18 protein-coding genes and 1 pseudogene are annotated in these 18,577 nt (G+C 59.7%); 4 read left to right on the top strand and 15 right to left on the bottom strand.

Annotated elements, in window-relative coordinates; all coding sequences use genetic code 11:
- Window positions 1-13 precede the first annotated feature (13 nt).
- The 5 genes and pseudogenes from AC1DK4_RS33205 to AC1DK4_RS33185 all read right to left on the bottom strand — a co-directional run bounded on the left by AC1DK4_RS33205 (window position 14) and on the right by AC1DK4_RS33185 (window position 4,568).
- Window positions 14-394 carry a DUF4124 domain-containing protein gene (locus AC1DK4_RS33205; RefSeq protein ID WP_441614125.1) on the bottom strand — a complete coding sequence of 127 codons (381 nt, stop codon included), beginning with the start codon at window positions 392-394 and terminating at the stop codon, window positions 14-16.
- 9 nt (window positions 395-403) lie between these two features.
- Window positions 404-952, bottom strand: coding sequence for a DUF2726 domain-containing protein (locus AC1DK4_RS33200; protein ID WP_441614346.1), 549 nt, complete (start codon window positions 950-952; stop codon window positions 404-406).
- A 306-nt stretch (window positions 953-1,258) separates the two neighbouring features.
- The gene (locus AC1DK4_RS33195; protein WP_441614126.1) at window positions 1,259-2,365 is read right to left on the bottom strand and encodes a porin; all 1,107 of its coding nucleotides are present in this window, start codon (window positions 2,363-2,365) and stop codon (window positions 1,259-1,261) included.
- A 127-nt stretch (window positions 2,366-2,492) separates the two neighbouring features.
- A pseudogene (locus AC1DK4_RS33190) lies at window positions 2,493-3,362 on the bottom strand (serine hydrolase domain-containing protein); the annotation flags it as partial.
- Between the two features lie 840 nt (window positions 3,363-4,202).
- A complete protein-coding gene (locus AC1DK4_RS33185) occupies window positions 4,203-4,568 on the bottom strand; it encodes a nuclear transport factor 2 family protein (RefSeq protein ID WP_441614127.1) in 366 nt (121 codons plus the stop codon).
- Between the two features lie 115 nt (window positions 4,569-4,683).
- Here AC1DK4_RS33185 and AC1DK4_RS33180 point away from each other — a divergent pair, with 115 nt between their 5' ends.
- Both AC1DK4_RS33180 and AC1DK4_RS33175 read left to right on the top strand, forming a co-directional pair.
- Window positions 4,684-5,592 (top strand): AraC family transcriptional regulator, encoded by a 909-nt coding sequence (locus AC1DK4_RS33180; RefSeq protein WP_441614128.1) that lies wholly within the window; start codon window positions 4,684-4,686, stop codon window positions 5,590-5,592.
- 63 nt (window positions 5,593-5,655) lie between these two features.
- Entirely contained in the window at window positions 5,656-6,918 is a 1,263-nt protein-coding gene (locus AC1DK4_RS33175) for an HNH endonuclease (protein ID WP_477132033.1), read from the top strand.
- Window positions 6,919-7,181: 263 nt separating this feature from the next.
- Here AC1DK4_RS33175 and AC1DK4_RS33170 read toward each other — a convergent pair whose 3' ends face one another.
- Genes AC1DK4_RS33170 through AC1DK4_RS33150 form a run of 5 tightly spaced genes read right to left on the bottom strand, consistent with a single transcriptional unit; the run spans window position 7,182 to window position 11,482 of the window.
- Window positions 7,182-7,559: a RidA family protein gene (locus tag AC1DK4_RS33170; RefSeq protein WP_441614350.1), complete on the bottom strand. Its 378-nt coding sequence runs from the start codon at window positions 7,557-7,559 to the stop codon at window positions 7,182-7,184.
- Window positions 7,559-9,034, bottom strand: coding sequence for an FAD-dependent oxidoreductase (locus AC1DK4_RS33165; RefSeq protein ID WP_441643221.1), 1,476 nt, complete (start codon window positions 9,032-9,034; stop codon window positions 7,559-7,561). Before AC1DK4_RS33165 ends, AC1DK4_RS33170 begins: the two co-directional genes overlap by 1 nt.
- Window positions 9,031-9,342, bottom strand: a complete 312-nt coding sequence (locus AC1DK4_RS33160) for a (2Fe-2S)-binding protein (RefSeq protein WP_441614131.1) — start codon at window positions 9,340-9,342, stop codon at window positions 9,031-9,033. The genes AC1DK4_RS33165 and AC1DK4_RS33160 overlap by 4 nt, the downstream gene beginning before the upstream one ends.
- On the bottom strand, window positions 9,311-10,441 hold the full coding sequence (locus tag AC1DK4_RS33155; protein WP_441614132.1) for an NAD(P)/FAD-dependent oxidoreductase: 1,131 nt from the start codon (window positions 10,439-10,441) through the stop codon (window positions 9,311-9,313). Before AC1DK4_RS33155 ends, AC1DK4_RS33160 begins: the two co-directional genes overlap by 32 nt.
- 3 nt (window positions 10,442-10,444) lie before the next feature.
- Window positions 10,445-11,482 carry a tripartite tricarboxylate transporter substrate binding protein gene (locus tag AC1DK4_RS33150; protein ID WP_441614133.1) on the bottom strand — a complete coding sequence of 346 codons (1,038 nt, stop codon included), beginning with the start codon at window positions 11,480-11,482 and terminating at the stop codon, window positions 10,445-10,447.
- A gap of 126 nt (window positions 11,483-11,608) precedes the next feature.
- On the opposite strand from AC1DK4_RS33150, the gene AC1DK4_RS33145 reads away from it, so the two are divergent.
- Complete coding sequence (locus tag AC1DK4_RS33145) at window positions 11,609-12,514, top strand: LysR family transcriptional regulator (RefSeq protein ID WP_441614134.1); 906 nt, start codon at window positions 11,609-11,611, stop codon at window positions 12,512-12,514.
- 218 nt (window positions 12,515-12,732) lie between these two features.
- Here the strand turns inward: AC1DK4_RS33145 and AC1DK4_RS33140 are convergent, their stop codons facing one another.
- The 5 genes from AC1DK4_RS33140 to AC1DK4_RS33120 form a co-directional block, all read right to left on the bottom strand.
- Window positions 12,733-13,056 carry an HNH endonuclease gene (locus AC1DK4_RS33140; RefSeq protein ID WP_477115980.1) on the bottom strand — a complete coding sequence of 108 codons (324 nt, stop codon included), beginning with the start codon at window positions 13,054-13,056 and terminating at the stop codon, window positions 12,733-12,735.
- Window positions 13,057-13,937: 881 nt separating this feature from the next.
- Window positions 13,938-14,657: a hypothetical protein gene (locus AC1DK4_RS33135; protein WP_441614136.1), complete on the bottom strand. Its 720-nt coding sequence runs from the start codon at window positions 14,655-14,657 to the stop codon at window positions 13,938-13,940.
- A gap of 17 nt (window positions 14,658-14,674) precedes the next feature.
- Window positions 14,675-15,823, bottom strand: coding sequence for an MFS transporter (locus AC1DK4_RS33130; RefSeq protein ID WP_441614137.1), 1,149 nt, complete (start codon window positions 15,821-15,823; stop codon window positions 14,675-14,677).
- A gap of 140 nt (window positions 15,824-15,963) precedes the next feature.
- Window positions 15,964-16,677 (bottom strand): SDR family oxidoreductase, encoded by a 714-nt coding sequence (locus AC1DK4_RS33125; protein ID WP_477132032.1) that lies wholly within the window; start codon window positions 16,675-16,677, stop codon window positions 15,964-15,966.
- A 94-nt stretch (window positions 16,678-16,771) separates the two neighbouring features.
- Window positions 16,772-17,269 (bottom strand): response regulator transcription factor, encoded by a 498-nt coding sequence (locus AC1DK4_RS33120; RefSeq protein ID WP_477115979.1) that lies wholly within the window; start codon window positions 17,267-17,269, stop codon window positions 16,772-16,774.
- Window positions 17,270-17,553: 284 nt separating this feature from the next.
- Between AC1DK4_RS33120 and AC1DK4_RS33115 the strand changes: the two genes are divergently transcribed.
- A complete protein-coding gene (locus AC1DK4_RS33115) occupies window positions 17,554-18,504 on the top strand; it encodes a GlxA family transcriptional regulator (RefSeq protein ID WP_441614139.1) in 951 nt (316 codons plus the stop codon).
- Window positions 18,505-18,577 lie beyond the last annotated feature (73 nt).

Raw genomic sequence — 18,577 nt, 5'->3', positions numbered from 1 at the left:
GTTCAGCGTATAGCTATTCGCACCGGTATCTGGATACTTGTGCGCCAGCGCGCTGTACAGCCTCCGACGCTTGCTGCGTCTGTACCGGATTATGGCTGAGCATGGCACGCTCAGCGTTGGTAACAGCAGCCTGGTAGGACTGGCGCAGCGACGGGCAGATGATGCTTGAAGTGAGCCTGGCCTGCCCCTTGGGATCGAAGACGGATGACGGTTCAGCGCGATACTCTGCGTTTTGTTGGCCGATGGATTTCTTTACCATCTCCGTCTTTGCGTCGCTCTGGCACGGGGCATCCTGCAACGTGACTTGCCCCGCGGCGCTCCGGCATTGATAGATGGTCTGGCCGGCGGCATTCGTGGCCATGACGAACATCGCGATTGTCAGATACCTCTGCATGGTGCAACTTCAGGATACGGGTGCCTGCACAGCGCGCAGCTTTCGCGCGCTCTCCGGTCCTGACGGGCCAGTTCCTTCAGTCGACTGTGGCGAGATAACAGTGATGTAGTCGCTGAGGATCGTCCCCAGTTCGACGTCCTTGGATGTGTAGCGCATGATCGGGATACCGGCCGATGCAAGAACATCATTCTTTTGCTTATCGCGCTTCTGTGCTTTAGCGCTACCGTGCGAGGCGCCGTCAAGCTCGATGACATAGAGCGGCCGCATCGTCTTGCGCTCACAAACCAGGTAGTCGACATACTTCTGAGCGAACAGGTTCCTGGCGGCCTGTGATTTTCCCTTGTGCTGTACAAACGCGGACATTGCGACCTGGGGAAAGACGTGCGTTTCTTTCAGCGCCGCGCTCAGCCGCTCGTAGAGCTGTATCTCATCCTGGCGCAAGAATGGCGCTCTGCGGGCAAAGCGAAAATGCTTAGAGGGACTCCCGCCTGCGCCTGCCGCCTTCAGTACCGACAGGACAACGACGACAATGCCGAAAAGGAACACCAGCCCGAGCATCGCTTTCACTTGACCCTCCTGCGCCTATTGTTGTATCGCGCGATACTAAGCACTAACACGACCTGGCAGCACCCCTCCATAGTGGGGCGAGCTTGGGTCGGGATGCGCAGCCCGGCGCTCGCCAGAGTGTGCGGAAGGCGTTAGGGAAGGGGGTTTTCCGCCGCCTTCGGGGGCAGCACGGCGCCTTTGCCGCAGACAAAGGCTTGCCGGGAGCTGTCTTAGCGCCCTACATGCGCGATGTCGACCGCAAGATATCAGTGGGTAGCCGCCGGGAATGAGCCCCGCCACCTTCCCGGCGGTCACCCATCAGAACTTGTGTCGGATGCCGACGGCGACCGCCGTCATGGTGCGGTCGTTCGCCCCGAGGAAATAGCCATTGGCGAAGCTGACCGCCGAAGTATCGAAATTGATGCCAGCATTTCGCACGTAGGCCATGGTCAGATAGATATCGGTGCGCTTTGACAGGTTGTAGTCGGCGATGAAGCTGATTTGCCAGGCGTTGGGTACATTGGTGCCGCTGAGCATCTTGACGTCGTCATAGAAGTAGCCGAGCGTCAGGCCCAGCGCAGTGGTAGGTTGGTAGTTGATGCCGGCCCAGTAATAGTCGTCCCTTACGATGGTGGCACCGTTGCTCGCCTTGTTCAGGCCCCACCGGTAGCCGGCCATCAGCTTGACCGGGCCCGCGCTGTAGCTGGCAGCCACCCCGGCCTTGCGAAAATTGCCGACGTCGCCACTGGTCGGGATGGTGGGGTTGTAGCGGTTGAAGGCAAACGCCAGGCCGAAGGGACCGGAAAAGTAATTCAGGCCGGCGCCATAGCCAGTGTCGCGGCGGAACTGGCCGGGAGCCTCACCGTTGCCGAACACGCCGTTGCCGAACGACCAGTCGGCGGTGGCCGTCAAGGCACCGAAGTTGCCAGTGTATTTCGCCATATTGTCCGAGCGGAAATCCAGGCCCAGCTGTGCGGCGATCGGTTCATATTGGGTCGAATAGCCGGATGGTGAGAAGTTGGAGAACGCGTCGAAGATCGCCGTGTATTGGCGCCCGAACGTTATCCGCCCGGCGCGCTCGCTCTGCAGGCCAACGAACGCCTGGCGGCCGAACAAGCGCCCCGACTGCGTAGCCTTGCCATCGTCGAGGCCAAAGCCGCTTTCCAGCACGAACACCGCCTTCAATCCGCCGTCCAGGTCCTCCGTGCCACGCAGGCCCCATCGCGAGCCGGACAGGCCGCCCGAGTTCAGCGCCACACGTGTTTCCCCCGGCCCGGGAAAGCCGGGCTGCGTGGGCAGCTTCGGCGAGAGATGGTTCACGTACTCGATATTGGCATCGGCCACGCCGTACAACGTGACACTCGCCTGGGCCGCGCCGGACAGCGCGCCGCAGGCGGCGGACAACATCCATAGGGGCGTCTTCATTCTGGTGGTCTCCTTTATTATTGATTTCTTCATGGACGGCGCGGCAGGTGGCACCGCAAGCGAGACCGGAAGTCGCCGGACGAACGCGAAGCGGGCGTCCGGCGCGGGCGCACAGGCCAAAGCGGCCGCCGGCTTCCACCGAGCCGTCGCCATCGTTGCGTTGGTACCAGTAGTCCCGATAGGCGTAGCCCTGCCGACCGGCTGCCAGGTTGCCCCGCGCAAACCGGGCCTGATTGTGGCCGGGCTGCAGCGCGATGCGCGTGGCATTGGCAACGTGGTCTGGCAAGCGTTGCGCTTGCGCCAGTCTGACGAACTCGGCAAAACGGGCCGCATCGCGCAGAGTGCTACTGATCCCGCCGCTGGCCATCTCGGTGCCAAGGCGGTCGATCTGGACACTGGCGTCATCCTCGGCGAAGCGCGACCAGATCCGCTCTGAAGCCATTTGCGCCCACGACTTTCCGGTGATGCGGCGCAGGGCCCAGGCTACGGCTTCGGGCGAGYCGTTCTGGTAGTACCAGACATCCGCTGCCTTGTCCGCGGCCGGGATGGCCACCTTCAGGAAGGCATAGATATTGTCCGGAGCACCTTCGCGGCGCGGCAGGATGCCCACCGCGCCGAACAGGCCAAGATCTGGTGGAAGGTGTTCCGGATAACCGACGGCAACCTCCATGTCGAGGTTCTGCTGGACGGTGGCCTCGCCGAATGGGGTGCCGGCCAGTTCGGGCACATAGGTGGACAATCTGGTTTCTGGATCGAGCTTGCCTTCGTCGACCAGCATGGCAGCCAGCAGCCCGGTGACCGATTTGGTCATCGATGCCCAGATATGCATCTGTTCAGCGCCGAAACCGTTGAAGTAGCGCTCGTAGACGATGCGCCCTTCGTGCAGCACGATGAAGCCGTCCGTATGGGTCTGGCGCAAGTACTCATCAAGCCGGATGGTCTGACGGTCGACTTCAAAGCTGACCAGGTCCAGGCCCGCAACGGGTTGCACCGGCATGGGCAGGGGCTGTGCCGAGTGCCGAATGCCTGCTGTGGGCGAAAGTTCGCGCGCGTGCCGGAAGGCCCAGCGCAGGTAGGGGTAGCGAAACGCGTTGCTGCTGTTGACCTGTGCGTCGGGTGGCGGCGGAAACCCTTGCATGATGCTGGTGGCCGGGTCTGCCGCCGGAATTGACGTCGGGGTTGCCGCCGACAGGGCAGCCTGCGGCTGCGCCAACGTCACCGCCGGCAGCGTGCCCAGCAGTGCCATCGCTGCGATTGCGTTACAGCGCCGTACGCCTGGCTTGCCAATGGAAAATGGGAACCGCACCTTGTCTCCTCCGTTTGCCCGCGCTTCGATTAGCGCGTTGCAACGGAGGATGCGGCGTGTAGCGGATATCCGGCAATAGGCTGCCCGGCATAACGCCATAACCGTTGGGAATGGGTCGTCGCCGCGGCCGCGGCGTCGGCGAAGCAGGCCCAGCCAAGCGTGACAACGGTAACAAGGCCCGGACACCGGGCTGCTGCATACGAACCACCACACGCAACCCGCAAAGCTGCCCACGCAAATCGGCGATGAACCCAAAAATGGCACTCGGCGCGGGCAAATGTGGCGGCTACAGCCAGTCAGGGCCAAGGATCAAGACGGCGGTGAAGGCGATCGAGGTCCGCCATCATCGCGTCCGTTTCAAGGTGGATCGGTGGATTGAATAGGGTGACGGTCATCACCGGGTCATCACCACATGTGATGTATTGACCCGCACGGTTTCATAGGCGGACATGGGCCAGCTCCCTTTGACTCAGGTTGACAGCGCGCCAGGCCAACATCGTACGGGTTGCTTCGTGCGAGTCCCTCGCCTGCTCAGAACATCGTGTTCGTGTTGTTGGCCGTCTCCGGTACCGGCTGCAGCACGTCCCAGTGCTCAACGATCTTTCCATTGGCGTCAAAGCGGAAAATGTCGACGCCTGCGGTTTCCTTGCCGCCCCAGTCCAGATAGCGCACGTGAATGAATGCGAGGTCGCCATCGATCGCGATACGTTTGACCTCGCACGGCACTTTGCCGGCCTGCTTGATGTAGCCGGCGATGAAGTCGGTGCCATCCGGAAACAGGGGGTTGTGCTGGATGTACGGACCCGCAACCAGGCCCGGCAATAGCTCGGACTCGCCGTTGTTGAAGATGCGTGCGTAGATGGTGTCGATGGCAGCTTGAATGCGTTCTCTGTTCATGGTTCGCCTTTCGGGGAGGGGTGTTCCGTAGTAAAGCAGCCCAAGGGAAGATGATCCATATCGATGCATCCAGAATTCATATCATTTCGTCTCATTCAGCAGCTATGATGAGGTCATGGAAGCGTTGAACGGTTGGTTAAAGGCGGTCCGAGCCGATGGCCTGGTGCTGGTACGCACGCGCGTGGCAGGGCCATGGGGCTTTGCGGTGCAGCGTCGCGATGCCGTGGTGTTCCATTTCGCTGCGGAAGGACATGCCTTCGTGCGTCAATCTGATGCGCAGACGCTGGAATTGCGTGCTGGTGAACTGGTTCTGTTCCCGCGCGGTGGTGCGCATGAAGTCGTGCATTCGAAGCGAGGCAAGGCCATTCCACTCGATACATTCCTTGCCAGACGCGACGGCGTCGTTGACCCGGATCCCAAGGCCACCACGCTCATTTGCGGCCAGTTCGACCTGGATCAGCATCTGGCGCTCCCCGCGTTAAGGGCGCTTCCGCAGGCCGTGCTGCTTCGCGCCGGGATGGAACCCGGGCATTCTCCTCTGAGCGATACGCTGCGCATGCTCCGTAACGAAGTAGAGACGCCGAACTTTGGCAACCACATCGTGGTGCGGAATCTGCTTTCGTCCTTGTTCGTCTACTTGATGCGCGAATGGGCTGAAAATGCGTCCCCTACAGATAACGCTTGGTTCTCGGCCCTACGGTCGCCGCAAATGACGCGGGTCCTTGCGCGGATGCACGAAGCACCAGAACGTGCCTGGACGCTCACGGCACTCGCCAAAGAAGCCACCTTGTCGCGAGCCGCTTTCGCCCGCAACTTCTGCGCCCTGGTGGGCGAACCACCGCATCAGTACCTGACGCGTTGGCGCATGGGCATTGCCGCGCAACTGCTGGAGGAAACCGAACTACGCCTCAGTGAGATCGCGTCGCGCGTCGGCTATGGATCGGAGTTTTCGTTCAGTCGTGCCTTCAAGTTGGCGCGTGGTGTCTCGCCGATCAAGTACCGCCATCAATGGAAAGGTCGCTGACGGTGAATCGACGCTCAGATCAACGAATCGGTATCATGATGGTTTCCTCCCAGCAATAGGCCCATGAAGACCGCTTTAAGTCTCGAACAGATCCACGCCTTGGTTCGCGAACGATTCCCCGAACTGGAGCGAGAGAAGAACACCAATAGCACCAGCTATTTCCTTGGCAAGAAGAGTGTTTTGAACCGAATCTTTCGGCTCAAGTCGGCGCCTCGGGGCCTATGGGATCTGAAGCTTGCACAGTCCCACGCGTCCGGGGGCGATCGCTCGCTGGAGAGGGTGGAATCTGTAGAGTCACTTGCGGCGTTGATCAAGCATGAAATTTCCCTCCTGCAGGATAGAACTGGGAAATCATCGAGCCAGACCCCAATGACTTCCAGTGGCTCGACATCCGCCTTTTCAGGCTATACCGGTGCCCCGCCTAATGCCTTTGCAATGGGTATCATTCGTTCGTTGGAGAAGGAGGGCTTTACTGTCGCAGCTACGACGCAGGGCCCGGTGAAGGCTCAACGACGAACATTGCGTATCACCTGGCGCGGCATTTACATCGGACTGATGAGCGAGCAGCTTTGGTTGAGTAAAGTTCCGTATGCTTGCCTGTACCGCTTTCCAAAGGAAGGCGTTAAGGTCTCTATCGCGAAAGCGCCTCAAGATTTCGAAAAGTATGCTTTCGCCCGCGACCATGGCTGTGATCCGGATCGGCTACACGTCTATACGGACTACAGCGGGTCTTATCTATGGATCGAGGATGAAGCGACAAGTCTACTGCTGATGCGCGATTGGGCGAGACGGATTGACGCAGCCTTCTTTCCGCCGGAAAGCAGTCTGGACGCGGCGAATATTCAGGAAGACTTGCAGACGATCTTGACAGACAAGTCGAAATCCGAAACGGAGCGTCTCGCAGAAGTGGCTGTGCGTCTGGGGCAAGGGCAATTTCGGGCCGACCTCGAGCAAGAGTTCAATAGCGCGTGTGCAGTCACGCGGTTGACCGTTCTTTCGGCGCTGCGCGCCTCACACATCGTGCCGTGGAAGCATTCGACCGACGCACAGAGGCTCGACCCCAAGAATGGCCTACTGCTGTCAGCCAACCTGGATGCGTTGTTTGATCGATATATGATCACTTTCCGACCGGACGGAAAATTGGCAGTCTCCAAGTCCATGACGCATTGCGATCTGARCAAGCTTGGTCCTTTGCAAGATCTTGAGAACAAGCCATGCGAGAGGCGTGCAGCCTACCTAATGCTTCATAACGCGGAATTCGACCGGCTCGAAGAGCGCCGTGTGGAATTTGTCAGCGCCTCTTCCCAATCGCTAGGCGACCGCTGAGGCCAGATGGACAGCGCCGGCCGACTTGACCCTATCGGCATGTGGTGTCAAGTCGCCAGGCATATTTTGGCGGACCAGATTGACGTGTAGTCGGAGAGATTGGCCGGCCAGGGGACGCTTGCCGGCCAATGACTGACCTTCGCCGCATCAGATCATACGACCGCAGCCGGATCCACAGCGGTCGTATGAGAACGCACGCGCATAACATTTTAAGGGCTGCACGCGTAGCAGTTCGGACAGCGATCGCTAGGTTTCTTACTCTCCTATACAGCCGCGCTTCCTTCTGCCGCCACTATAGTTACTTCAACTCGTAGCCCCTCCGTGGCGAGCGCTGCCTCGACAGTAGTACGAACGGGTGCCTCCGCTTTGTTGTCTGCCAACCACCCCTCCCATACAGCGTTCATTCCTGGAAAATCCCTGATGTCACGCAGATGGACCGTCGCAGAGAGAAGCCGGCTAGGGCTGCTTCCCGCTTCAGTAAGGAGCGCCTCGATACGTGACAAGACCTCACTTGTTTGCGCGGCGATATCGCCGGTGGCGGAAGCACTCCCTTTGGCAGTTTGTCCGCACAGATACACCAGTCCGCCATAGCGGACAACCTTGCTCAGACGCGAATTCGTATGGTGTCTCTGGATTGCCATCACGACTTGTGTTCCTTCTTTTGTGGTGCTTGATTGGGGGGGCACGCTAGGGCGGCCAGCGACCCAAGACTTATTGGTTTGATCGGGGCACGAATGCGATAGGCGCCAATCTCACTCGGCGTACGATGGTGGGTATTCGCAAGTATCTGGGTCACGGTGATTCCGCACATCCTCCCCTGACATGGCCCCATCCCGCAGCGACTAAAGAACTTAGTCTGGTTTGGTCCCTCACACCCCAACTTCGCCATCTCACGGACGCGCCCCGCGGTGACTTCTTCACATCGGCAAACAACAGTGTCGTCAGCACAGTCAACGAGCCATTCTGGAGGGCGATAAAGGGCATCCAAGAATGGACGGACACGCTGCTGATGCTTTAGCGCGGAGCGCCAAGACTTCGCAAGTTGCTCGCCCCTTTTAGCGTCTAGTCTTCCGATTGCCACCGCAGCCCCTATGGCAGCGATGGCACCACTGGCCTCCGCAGCCAAAGCGCCCGCGATCGCCGCACCATCGCCGGCTATTCGAAGCCCAGACAAGGACGTCTCACCCCACGCATCAACGGTCGGATGCCACGCCAGTTGCTCATCGCTCCACGAGTGGTCCACACGCAAGAGCCTGGTTATCTGAGTATTGGGCACGACGCCGTGATGAAGCAAGGCAACGTCGGCTTCGATACATTGCGCTCTGCCGCCCTCGACGAATGACACCGCTCGCACACGTTGACCGTCATCTGTAGCCTCAATGCGAAGATCTTCCACATGCTTGACAAAGCGTACGCCCGCACGGCGCAGCCTCCATAGCATCCGTAGACCTTTTCCGAGAATCTTCGGGCACGTTGCAGCCAATGTCAGATGCTTCAATGCGCGCCGCTTGTTTTCTGTGGGGGTTGTCTCAATGATGCCGGCAATTTTGGCTCCTCCGTCTAGCAGTTGGCATGCAACCAACAGTAGCAATGGACCGCTTCCCACCAGCACAACCCTGCCGTCTGGGACTTGAGCTGCCGTCTTAAGAGCGATCTGTGCAGCGCCTGCATTTAGTACGCCTGGTAGCGTCCAACCGGGTAACGGCGAGGGGCGCTCCATCGCTCCGGTGGCAATCACCAATTGCGGAGCACGGGCGTTGAACGAGCGTCCTGACTGTTGCGCGGTAACAGTCAGATCACGCGCCACATCCCACACCAAAGTGCCGTACCGGACATCGGCCCCTGATTTTGCAAAGCGCTCCGCCAAGGACGCGCCATGGCAGTAGTCCGGACCGAGCAACTCTTTGACCGTTCGGGGCGCGACCGTGATATTCCGGTATATCTGGCCGCCAGCGCGAGGCTGTTCATCGAGCACGACAGTCCGCAGGCCACACGCTGCCGCAACTGTCGCTGCCGACATCCCCGCAGGACCGCTACCTATAATGATGAGGTCGTGGGTGAAGCCTTCGTTGATCCGCTTTTCGTCGATGGAGCGAACATTGTTCCCTGAGCTCATGCTGCTGCCTCCACGCGCCGTGCGCCCGATGGCAACCGCACCTGCATTCCTTCGCGCACCTCGACCATACAGGATTGCACGTTCTGAGCGCCATCCACTTCTACGACGCAGTCGAAACATACACCCATGAGGCATAGCGGCGCCCGTGGAGCTCCCGATACTGCCGTCTTTCGAAAAGGCACGATTCCCGCGGCAAGCAATGCTGTCGCCAGGGTCCGGCCCGCGCACGCATGTACCGCTTGTCCTTCCACGTGGATGACAACAGTCGGCTGCAGCTCAGTGGGCGATAACTTGATTGACTTGAACATCGAAACGCCTTGCCTTGAAATCCCGAACTTCAACCGGTTCGGTGCCGGTACGTATCCATTCCACAAGAGGGCCGGAATGTGCTGGTGCCAGCGTGATGCCGCTGTGGCACGTCACGACGAAAGCTCCCGGGCACTCAACGGACTGCTCATAAATCGGATAGCCATCCGGAGTCATGACACGCAGCGCGCCCCATGTGCGAACCAAGTTGACATTGGCCAGCATTGGGAAGCTGCGCACCGCTCGCGCTGCAATGCGAGCCAGTTCAGGCAACGTGGTGCCATCGTCCATCCCGACTTCTTCCTTCGAGTCACCGATCTGCACAACGCCTTCGCCCGTCTGCCGCACGTAATGGCACGGATATCGCAGAAATGGCGACACCCGTTCGCTAACCAGGAGTTGGCCTCGTACAGGTCGTACGGGGGCGCATAGTCCTACCTGGGGAGCAAGGTCTCTGTTCGCCAGTCCGGCAGCGAGTACCACGCGCGATGCCGAGAACGTGCGGTCTCCAGCCCGGACTCGGAATTCCCCCGCGCGGTGCTCAATTTTCCCAACGCTTACGCCGGTCACCAGGTGGCCACCGAGAGCCTTGTAGCCTTGGACCAGCGCTCTCAACGTACGCAGCGGACTGACATGACCGTCGAGCTCGCAGTAAATCGCACCGACAACATCCGGGCCGGTTTCTGGGATGAGCCGGCGCAGGCTCGGCAGATCTAGGACTTCGTATGGATAGTTGATACCGAGTTGTGCACCTAATACTGCGAGTTTCCCGGCGGACTCAGAGAGCGTCTTCTCATCGAAGCTCATACTAATTCCGCCTGGCTGCTGAAGTTGGACGTCAATTCCCGTGAGGTCTTGCAGTTCCGTCGCGAGTGCTCGCCACTCGCGCGCCGCCTGCATGGTCCAGCGTGCATAGGCCGGACGACCCAGCCCCTTGTTCTGGACCCAGACGAGGCCGAAATTTCCTCTCGATGCACGAAAGGCGTCATCGCTTCCGTCAAGCACGCACACGGTATCTCCGCTGCGGGCAAGCCCATATCCCACGGATAGGCCCACTACGCCCCCGCCTATGACGAGCGTGTCGATGTGATCAGTACCCATGGCCTATTCCGCCTTGATGTTGCGCTCGCGGACAATCTTTTCGAACTTGTCTGCCTCGCTGCGAATGAACGCAGCGACCTCGGCGGGAGTCTTGCCCGAATCCGGTTCGATGCCGAGCTTGACGAGCTTCTCGCGGAAATCTGGCGTTGCCATCACTTCGCGAATAGCCGTGTTTAGTCGATTGACGATAGGTGCGGGGGTGCTGGCCGGAGCCTGGATGGATTCCCACGCCACAAGTTCGAAGCCAGGTACGCCCGACTCCGCAATGGTCGGAACATCGGGGACCGCTGAGACACGCTTCTTGCTCGACACGGCAATAGCTCGAAGCTTCCCTTCCTTGACGAGGTTGATTGACGACGCCACTGTGGGCATCATCATTGTCACCTGCCCGCTCATGAGGTCTATCAGCGCAGGACCACTGCCTTTGTAGGGCACGTGGATCATGTTGATTCCCGTCTTGGACAGCAACAACTCCGATGCCAAATGACCCGCACTTCCAGGGCCATAGCTCGCATAAGGAAGCTTGCCCGGCTGCGCCTTGGCCATCGAGACCAGATCGGGAATCGATTTCACAGGAATGCTAGCCGGCGTAACGAGCCACAGCGGAATGACGCCGAGCAGCGCAACGGGCGCGAAGTCCTTATAGATGTTGTAGTTCAGCTTCTGAAGGGCCGGATTGATGGCGAACGACGAGGAAACCGACAAGAGCGTGTAGCCGTCTGCAGGCTGGCTCTTCACATACTGAGTCGCGATGATGGAATTCGCGCCCGGCCTGTTTTCCACCACAATCTGCTGGCCGAGCTTCACGCTCAACGCAGCGCCCAGCAACCGCGCGGTCGCRTCCGAAGATCCGCCCGGGGGAAACCCGACTACCAGTTTGATTGGGCGGGTTGGATATGACTGCGTCGGCTCCTGTGCGCTCACCGGGAAGCACGCGAACATCGCGAACGCGGTGACCCCTGCCGATGCCAGTAAGCTGCCCAGGCCGCAGCGCGGCGTCTGTGGCAGAAGGGTCTTGTCATGTTTGAGTTCGGGGGGCATGTTTGTCCGTATCTCCATACCCCTGGTTTGCCGCTAAGATTTGGGTCCAGGGTGAATGAATCTTAGAAGCGCTACCTCTGCATGACAATTCATTCTTTACAGCCTGCTTATTCCAGAAAGTTATGTATGAAAAAGACCGTCAATCTACGCCAAGTTGAATCCTTTTACTCCGTAATGCGCACGGGTACCGTAGTCGGAGCAGCGCAACTGATGAACGTGACGCAGCCGGCGGTCAGCAAAGCAATCGCCCTCCTCGAACTGCGCATCGGATACAAGCTCTTCGAGCGCAGGGGTCGTAAGCTTGTGGCGACGCCTGAGGCGGAGGCGTTATACCGTGAGATCGAGCCAATCTATGGCAGCCTCGAACGGATTTCCCAGATCGCTGAAGACATCCGTAACCAGCGCGCGGGAGCACTGCGTATTGCGACGCTACCTTCGATTTCTCAGTGGCTGTTGCCGAGGGCCATTGCTCGCTTTCTGTCGACCCGACCAAATGTATCCGTCTACATCGAGAGCCTGCCGTCCCGGCAGGTCGCGGATCTCGTCGCTACACGTCAGTTCGACGTAGGCTTGATCGAACTGCCGCTGTCGCGGCCCGCTATCGCGATGGAGCCACTGGAACCCAGTCCGGCAGTCGCGGTACTGCCGGTCGGTCATCGACTCGCCTCGAAGCGGGCAATTTCCGTCAAGGACCTTGCCAGTGAGCGGCTAATTTTGCTGTCCCAGCACAGTTTTCTGCGCCACCAGATTGACGACGCGTTTTCGAATGCTGGAGTTGCGGCAAACGTCATTGTGGATACACCCCATTCCTTGGTAGCCTGCGGACTCGTAGCGGCCGGGGCGGGAATCACACTGGTGTCACGCTGGGCTGCGGAGCTGTTCTCAGCGCATGACGTCGTCGTGCGACCATTAAGAGAAGAGCTAGCTTCGCGATACGCAATCATCTTCCCGAATCCTGGACCCAGACTCCTCTTGGCGGAAGCTTTCGCCGAAGACTTCAGGGAAGAGATTAGACACCCGAAGCGGCGTTAGAATGCCTTCGGCGACACTCGGTTTTTTGCTGCCGGAAGCGGAAATTTCTTCCGCCCGCGTTTCATCTAAGGCTCGGATTTCTCCCTGCCCAGAATCTGACGGCTGATTGAACGCGTAAAGAAGCCATTGACGATCTAGCGCTGGGGGGCAGGAATGGGTCGGGAGCGGTCCAGCCGCTGGCCGCAGCCAAGCGGTCGTGACGGGGCGACCCAAGGATTCTAGGCGTGGAATTCGCAATCGGTGCCAACGGCGGCGGGGGTCGGCGGGTTCACGGACCCGACTGAACGCAGTAGCTTCTCGAAGACCCAGGGGTGGTGCCACCGTCTCCGGCGCATGAGCCGCTCTACGTATTCCTTGTGATGGGCAGCGTCCCGCGCTGCTTTGCCCTGGTGTCGGCGGGCGTTGCAAAGCCGGCAGGCGGCCACGATGTTGCTTTGGGAGTTGCCGCCGCCATCGACTCGGGCATGCAGATGCTCGGCCGTACATTGCAGGTGTCGAGCCTGCCGACTGGAGAGATAGAAGGTCGCTGCGAACGCTCCCATGGATTGCTCCCACATGGGGCAGCAGCAATAGAAGCAACGACCGGATTGACGATGGAAGGCACGGGCGCGCAGACGCGCGAGAGTCGAGGGCATGAGCGATCCTGTGTTCAGGAAGATTTCGGAAACTTCGAAACCCGCTCGCCCTTAACAAGGCATACACGGGAACCAGCCAAGTAGCTCGTGCTGGCACCTCTTCAGCCCCTAGCGGAGACTGACAGCAAGGAGTTTAGCCTCACATTTTCCCGAGATGCAAGGGAAAGGCGCGCCCGCCTTGCAAAATCGCAACATTGCACCTCGTACTGCCGCGCCGCCGCAAAGCTCTAATGGCTCTGCGAAGGACATTGACGCGTCGACAAATGCCGCTGTCCAGTCTAAGGCGTATTCCTAGACGCAGGGAAGCCTGATCGCAGCCTCGGAACGCTAGTTGGAAAGTTGGAACGCTAAATGGTGCCATAAGCCGACGGGGAACCGACCAGCGGAGGTCGCTTGCCGGCCAAGAGGCGTCACTGCACATCACGATCCCAACGGCCGCTATGGGCCGGACAAGAGACGCAGCCATTTGAGTCGGGTCTGGTCTACGTGTTTGGCCACCAAGCGACCTCCACCCAGTGGCGATGAACAGCCATGGCCTGCGCAAAATCACCGCTGCTGCGGCGGCACCGGCAAGGTCAAGCTGCTCRCCAAAGCTAAAGCTGAAGGCGCCAGCATCGACGATGCCGCGCTGCGACGGCTTCGAATTTGCGTTGCGGTTCCGGATGGTTGGGGAGACGTCGTTTTCCTCGATACCGTGGAGACGCCTCCGGCGAAGTCCTCGAAGTAGTGCCGCGCGCGCTGCCGCGTTAAGGATGCTTTAGCCGCGCGATACTTCCTCGCGCGGCTCTTCAACTGAGGGCAATGTTGCTGACATCAATAGAGACGACCAGCGGCTCCGACAACGCTTGACCGTCTGGTAGGCGAGGATAGATGCGACGTCTAGTCGGGAATCGGATTCCGGAAACCGTGATGTAGTCGCTGACGTAATGCGCTCCGGCTGTATTGCCAGCGATCTCCACGTCATAGTCAAGGCGACGTACTAGATTGTCGGAATCAACGTAGATTGCCTGCGCATTGCTGAATACCTCTAGCGAATCTGGGTAGCGCACTTCGATCTTGCGCCATGTTTCGCCGCGCTCTGTCCATGTCCCTGCGTCCTCGCACACTACACCGTCCCATGAGAGCAAGAATGGTGTATTCAGATAGGTCCACATAGCACAGCCAGCGAAGAAGGCCAGTTGCAGTGGATCCCAAGAGGTTTCCAGCTTGTGTCCTTCAAACGAGGTGCGGGGCTGGATACGCTCTTCCAGAACTTGATTAGCCGCATCTAGTAGAGCGATTCGGCGTCCCGTAAAGTCACTCCTGTTCGCGAGCGTTCCGAACGGTTCGTGTGACGCCCATTGACTGTCGGTCCTTACTGTGACCGTAGTCGTGTCGAGTACACCGGGTTGGGATTTGATAGCCCATAGTGCCCCACCCTGGCTCAAGTCGGCCTGAACCTTTGTAAATTCCCGCCATTGGGCGAGGCCCCCGTGGGCGTCGATGATGGCTTTCGCGATGCTGTTCATAGAATGGACCTTTTTCATTACCTAGCCGGTGCCACATGGCGATTGAGAACAAGGGCGACCATCTCACACGCGCCGGCGAATAGGCCAATGCCCCAGATGGCATCAGTCGCCAGAATCGCCGCACCTATTGCGCTGCCAATGGAAAAGCCGAAGTACATGGTCGACGTGTTTAAGGCCAGCGAGAGCGGTGCCTGGGACGGGCCGCCGGCTGCCATCAGGCGCGACATCTGTGCCGGGAAGAACGCCCAGACGGCGAAGCCCCAGACCGCGATCGCCGCCAGGACTGGTAACAGCGCCGGGCCCGCCGTATGCGTGGAGGCCGACACTGCGAGCGCCCAGAATGAAAGTGCCAGGGCGAAAAGCGAGTAGCGCGCCACTCGGCTCGAGCCAAACTTGTCCGTCAGCGTGCCTCCCGCCGTAACACCCACTGCCGCCGCCAGGCCCCACATCGAAACAGTCGCATTGATGCCAACTGCGTCGAATTCAAGCACGCGAGACAGGTAGGCTGCGATATAGGGATATGCAGCATAGGCACCGATGGACCAGAATAGGCTCACCGAAAGCAATCGGACGACGGCAGGCTGACGGGCGATTGAGAGCCGTTGCGATAGCGTTGCCACAGGAATGCCAGCACCGGCATCCCGGGCGACGCCGACGAGAATCCCTGCAATCGCCGTCAGGCTCATCGCGCCGACCGCCAGAAAGGTGGCACGCCAGCCGAAGGCATGTCCCACTACGCCGCCAAGAGGCAAGCCCAGCGCGATCGCCAGTGTCATACCCCCGCTCACAATGGCCAACGCCCGGCCTCGCTTGCTAGCAGATACGATCGCACCGGCAAGGGCGTTGGCGTTGGGCACATACAGACCCGAAGCAACGGCCATCATCACGCGTGCGGCCATCAGGAGCCCAAAGCTGGGCGACCAGGCGGCCAGCAGGTTTCCTCCGCCAAAGATGGTCATGGCGAACAGAAGTACGCTGCGACGCCGTAATCGCGCCGTCATGACCGTCGCGACAGGTGAACTCACGGCCATGGTCAGTGTGAATACCACGACGAGCAGTGCGGTATGTGGCACGGTCATTCCGAAATCGGCTGCCATCGTAGATAGCAGAGGCGCAATCATGAATCCCTCGGTGCCAATCGCAAACGTGCCGAGCGCCAGAAACAAGGCGGGTACTAGCGAGTCGTTGCGTTCGGGGGCGGGTACCGCAGAGGCCGCGGGTGCCGTTACCGCACGGCTATTGTGTGACAAAGATCTTCTCCTGCGCGTGGTCACTGGCACTCCGGGCCGGGGCGCCAGGCTTCTCGTTAAACCGGGATGGGGTTATCGGCGATGTGCTGGTTGAAGTCGTGAACCAACTGATGCTCGCCGAGTCCCGGGTTATCGCGCATGGCGCGAATGGACTCGACAAACACCTCAGGCGCTTCGGTCGCGAGGCCGCGCATGGTTTCTTCGATAAACGCCTCCAGGGGCATGGCACGCGGATCGCCGCTCTTCTTGACGAGGTCGGTGTCGACCCAAGGCGGTGCGATCTCCTGGATTGTCACGTTGGTCGCGCGGAGCATGAAGCGCTGCGACAGGGCATAAGAGTGCAGCGCCGCTTTAGATGCGGAATAGACCGCATTAGTGGCGATCGGGACATACGCCAGCACCGACGTGTTGTAGATAATCGTCGAGCGCGGTTGACCCTTCAGATGCTCGACGAGCTCCGACGTCATGCGGATCGGGCCCAAGAGGTTGGTGTCGAGGATGCTGCGAGACGCGGCATCCTCGACGGGAGTCGACGCGTCGTCAAACGGCATGATGCCCGCGTTGTTGATTAGAACGATGTCGGCAGCGTCGGAAATATCGAGTTCAACGCCATCAATGCCGGGATGCTCCACCGAAATCTGCTGCAGAAGTACTTTGCGGCGTCCAGCAATGATGACCTTGTTTCCCAAGGCATGAAAGGCCTTCGCCAATCCCAGGCCAATGCCCGACGTCCCGCCCGTAATAAAGATGGTATTCCCGGTGAGTTGCATTACCACATCCTTTCGTTAGAAGAGAAAGCGCTTGCCTCGGTGCTTCAGACCACAGCGCCACTTGCCCTCTAATGTGGCGGAAACCCATGCGGTTTCACATGTCATTAATCCGTCGATTCAGGACAAAGTGATTGGGGAGACGATCATCACTGTCCGGTGTGAGGCCGATTAGGTCGGCTTTGCGCACAATGTCGGCTAGGGAGGTTGCCCTCATCTTTCGCATAGCCGCAGCGCGGTGTACCTTGACGGTGATATCGCTGATGCCAGGTTCGGCTGCAATCTGCTTGTTCAGATCAACAAGCGGCTTGAGCAGAAAGTCCCAAGCACCAGCTTTCATGGCGCGTACGCAACTGCTGATGTCGGCGAAGCCCGTCATGAAGATGAAGGGCATGCGATGGACCTGGGTGGCCTTCTGCTGAAAATAGAGACCGCTTTCACCGCGCAGGCGGACGTCAAGCAGCAAGCAGCTCGGTCGGTCCGGCTTCTCGGACGCGTTTAAGGTCGATGTGCGCTCGAAGGTACGCGCGTCAAAGCCGGCGGAGCGGAGGAGGCTGGACAAAGATGTGCGGATTGCGTCTTCGTCATCGACGATGTGGACGAGGTGGCTGCTCGTCGCATGCGGAATTGCTGGGCATCCTTGTTCGGTTGCCGGTTCCGGGGCGGAGCCCTACGCCTGCGAGGGAGGGGCGAAGGCATGGCAAGGATAGGCCTGGTCGTGTCTCTGCGGACAGACGAAATCGCGGAGATTCCGGACATCTTCAGGCTGCGCGGCGCTCGACACTGACCGCTCACTTGACGGCGTCARGCGCCAGGAATAGATTGCGGGAGAGTCTCATGAAACTGTCATTGGGACGCTGACGTAACGAGAAAGAAGCAATGCGGCAAATCGGCTTGATTCTGGAAAATGGATTCCAGGTCATCGGTCTCTCGGCGCTATCCGCGTTTGAACTGGCCAATGCGGAGCTCGGCGAAGAGGGCTACCGCATGACGATCCTCTCCCAATACGGAGGTATCGTTCATTCGACAATTGGCTTGGGGATCGTGACCACCAAATTCGACACGATGCCCGATACGTTGATGGTTGCAGGGATTCGTGTCCCGGGCCCCCTGGATCCCGGGCTGAAGTCCTACATCGGCCGTGCGGCCCGCGAGGCACGACGTGTCGCGGGCATCTGCACGGGCGCGTTCGCACTTGCAGAAGCCGGCGTGCTGGACGGAAAGACTGCTACCACCCACTGGTTGCATGCCAGACGATTGCAGGAAACCTTTCCTCAGGTTCGTGTCGACGAGGATCGCATTTTTGTTCAGGACGGAAACATTTGGACCTCGGCCGGCATGTCTGCGGCAATGGACCTCGCCCTGGCGCTCATCGAGCACGACCACGGCGCGGCGCTGGCTCGTAACGTGGCCCGACGTCTGGTCGTCTATTACCGCCGCCCCGGTGGGCAATCCCAGTTTTCTGCATTGCTGGAACTCGAGCCGCGCAGCGATCGCGTCAAACGCGCACTGATCTACGCGAAGGAAAATCTGCGCAATGCGCTGACGGTGGAGGAGCTAGCGGATGCCGCGCGCCTGTCGCCGCGGCAGTTCAGCCGTGTCTTCCGCGAGGAGACTGGGCAGTCGCCGGCTAAGGCCGTCGAGATGCTCCGGCTGGAAATGGCCAGAACCATGCTCGAGTCAGGTCGTCACCCGATGGAAACCGTGGCTCGAGACACAGGGTTCGCGGACCGCGATCGTATGCGCCGGGCCTTTGTACGCGCCTACGGCGTGTCGCCAAGCAGCATCCGGCGAAATGATGCACTAGTCGAGCAAGAAGTGACGGAATGAACTGACGGCCAGCGACCGATGTGGTCGCGTTACGAGCATGTCTTCGACGCTAGGATGCGCAGCGTCGCACCAC

It is taken from the genome of Cupriavidus sp. 05N38 (genome assembly GCF_056397345.1).
The sequence above is the reverse complement of the archived record's forward strand: the minus strand, read 5'-3'. Positions and strand labels throughout refer to the sequence as shown.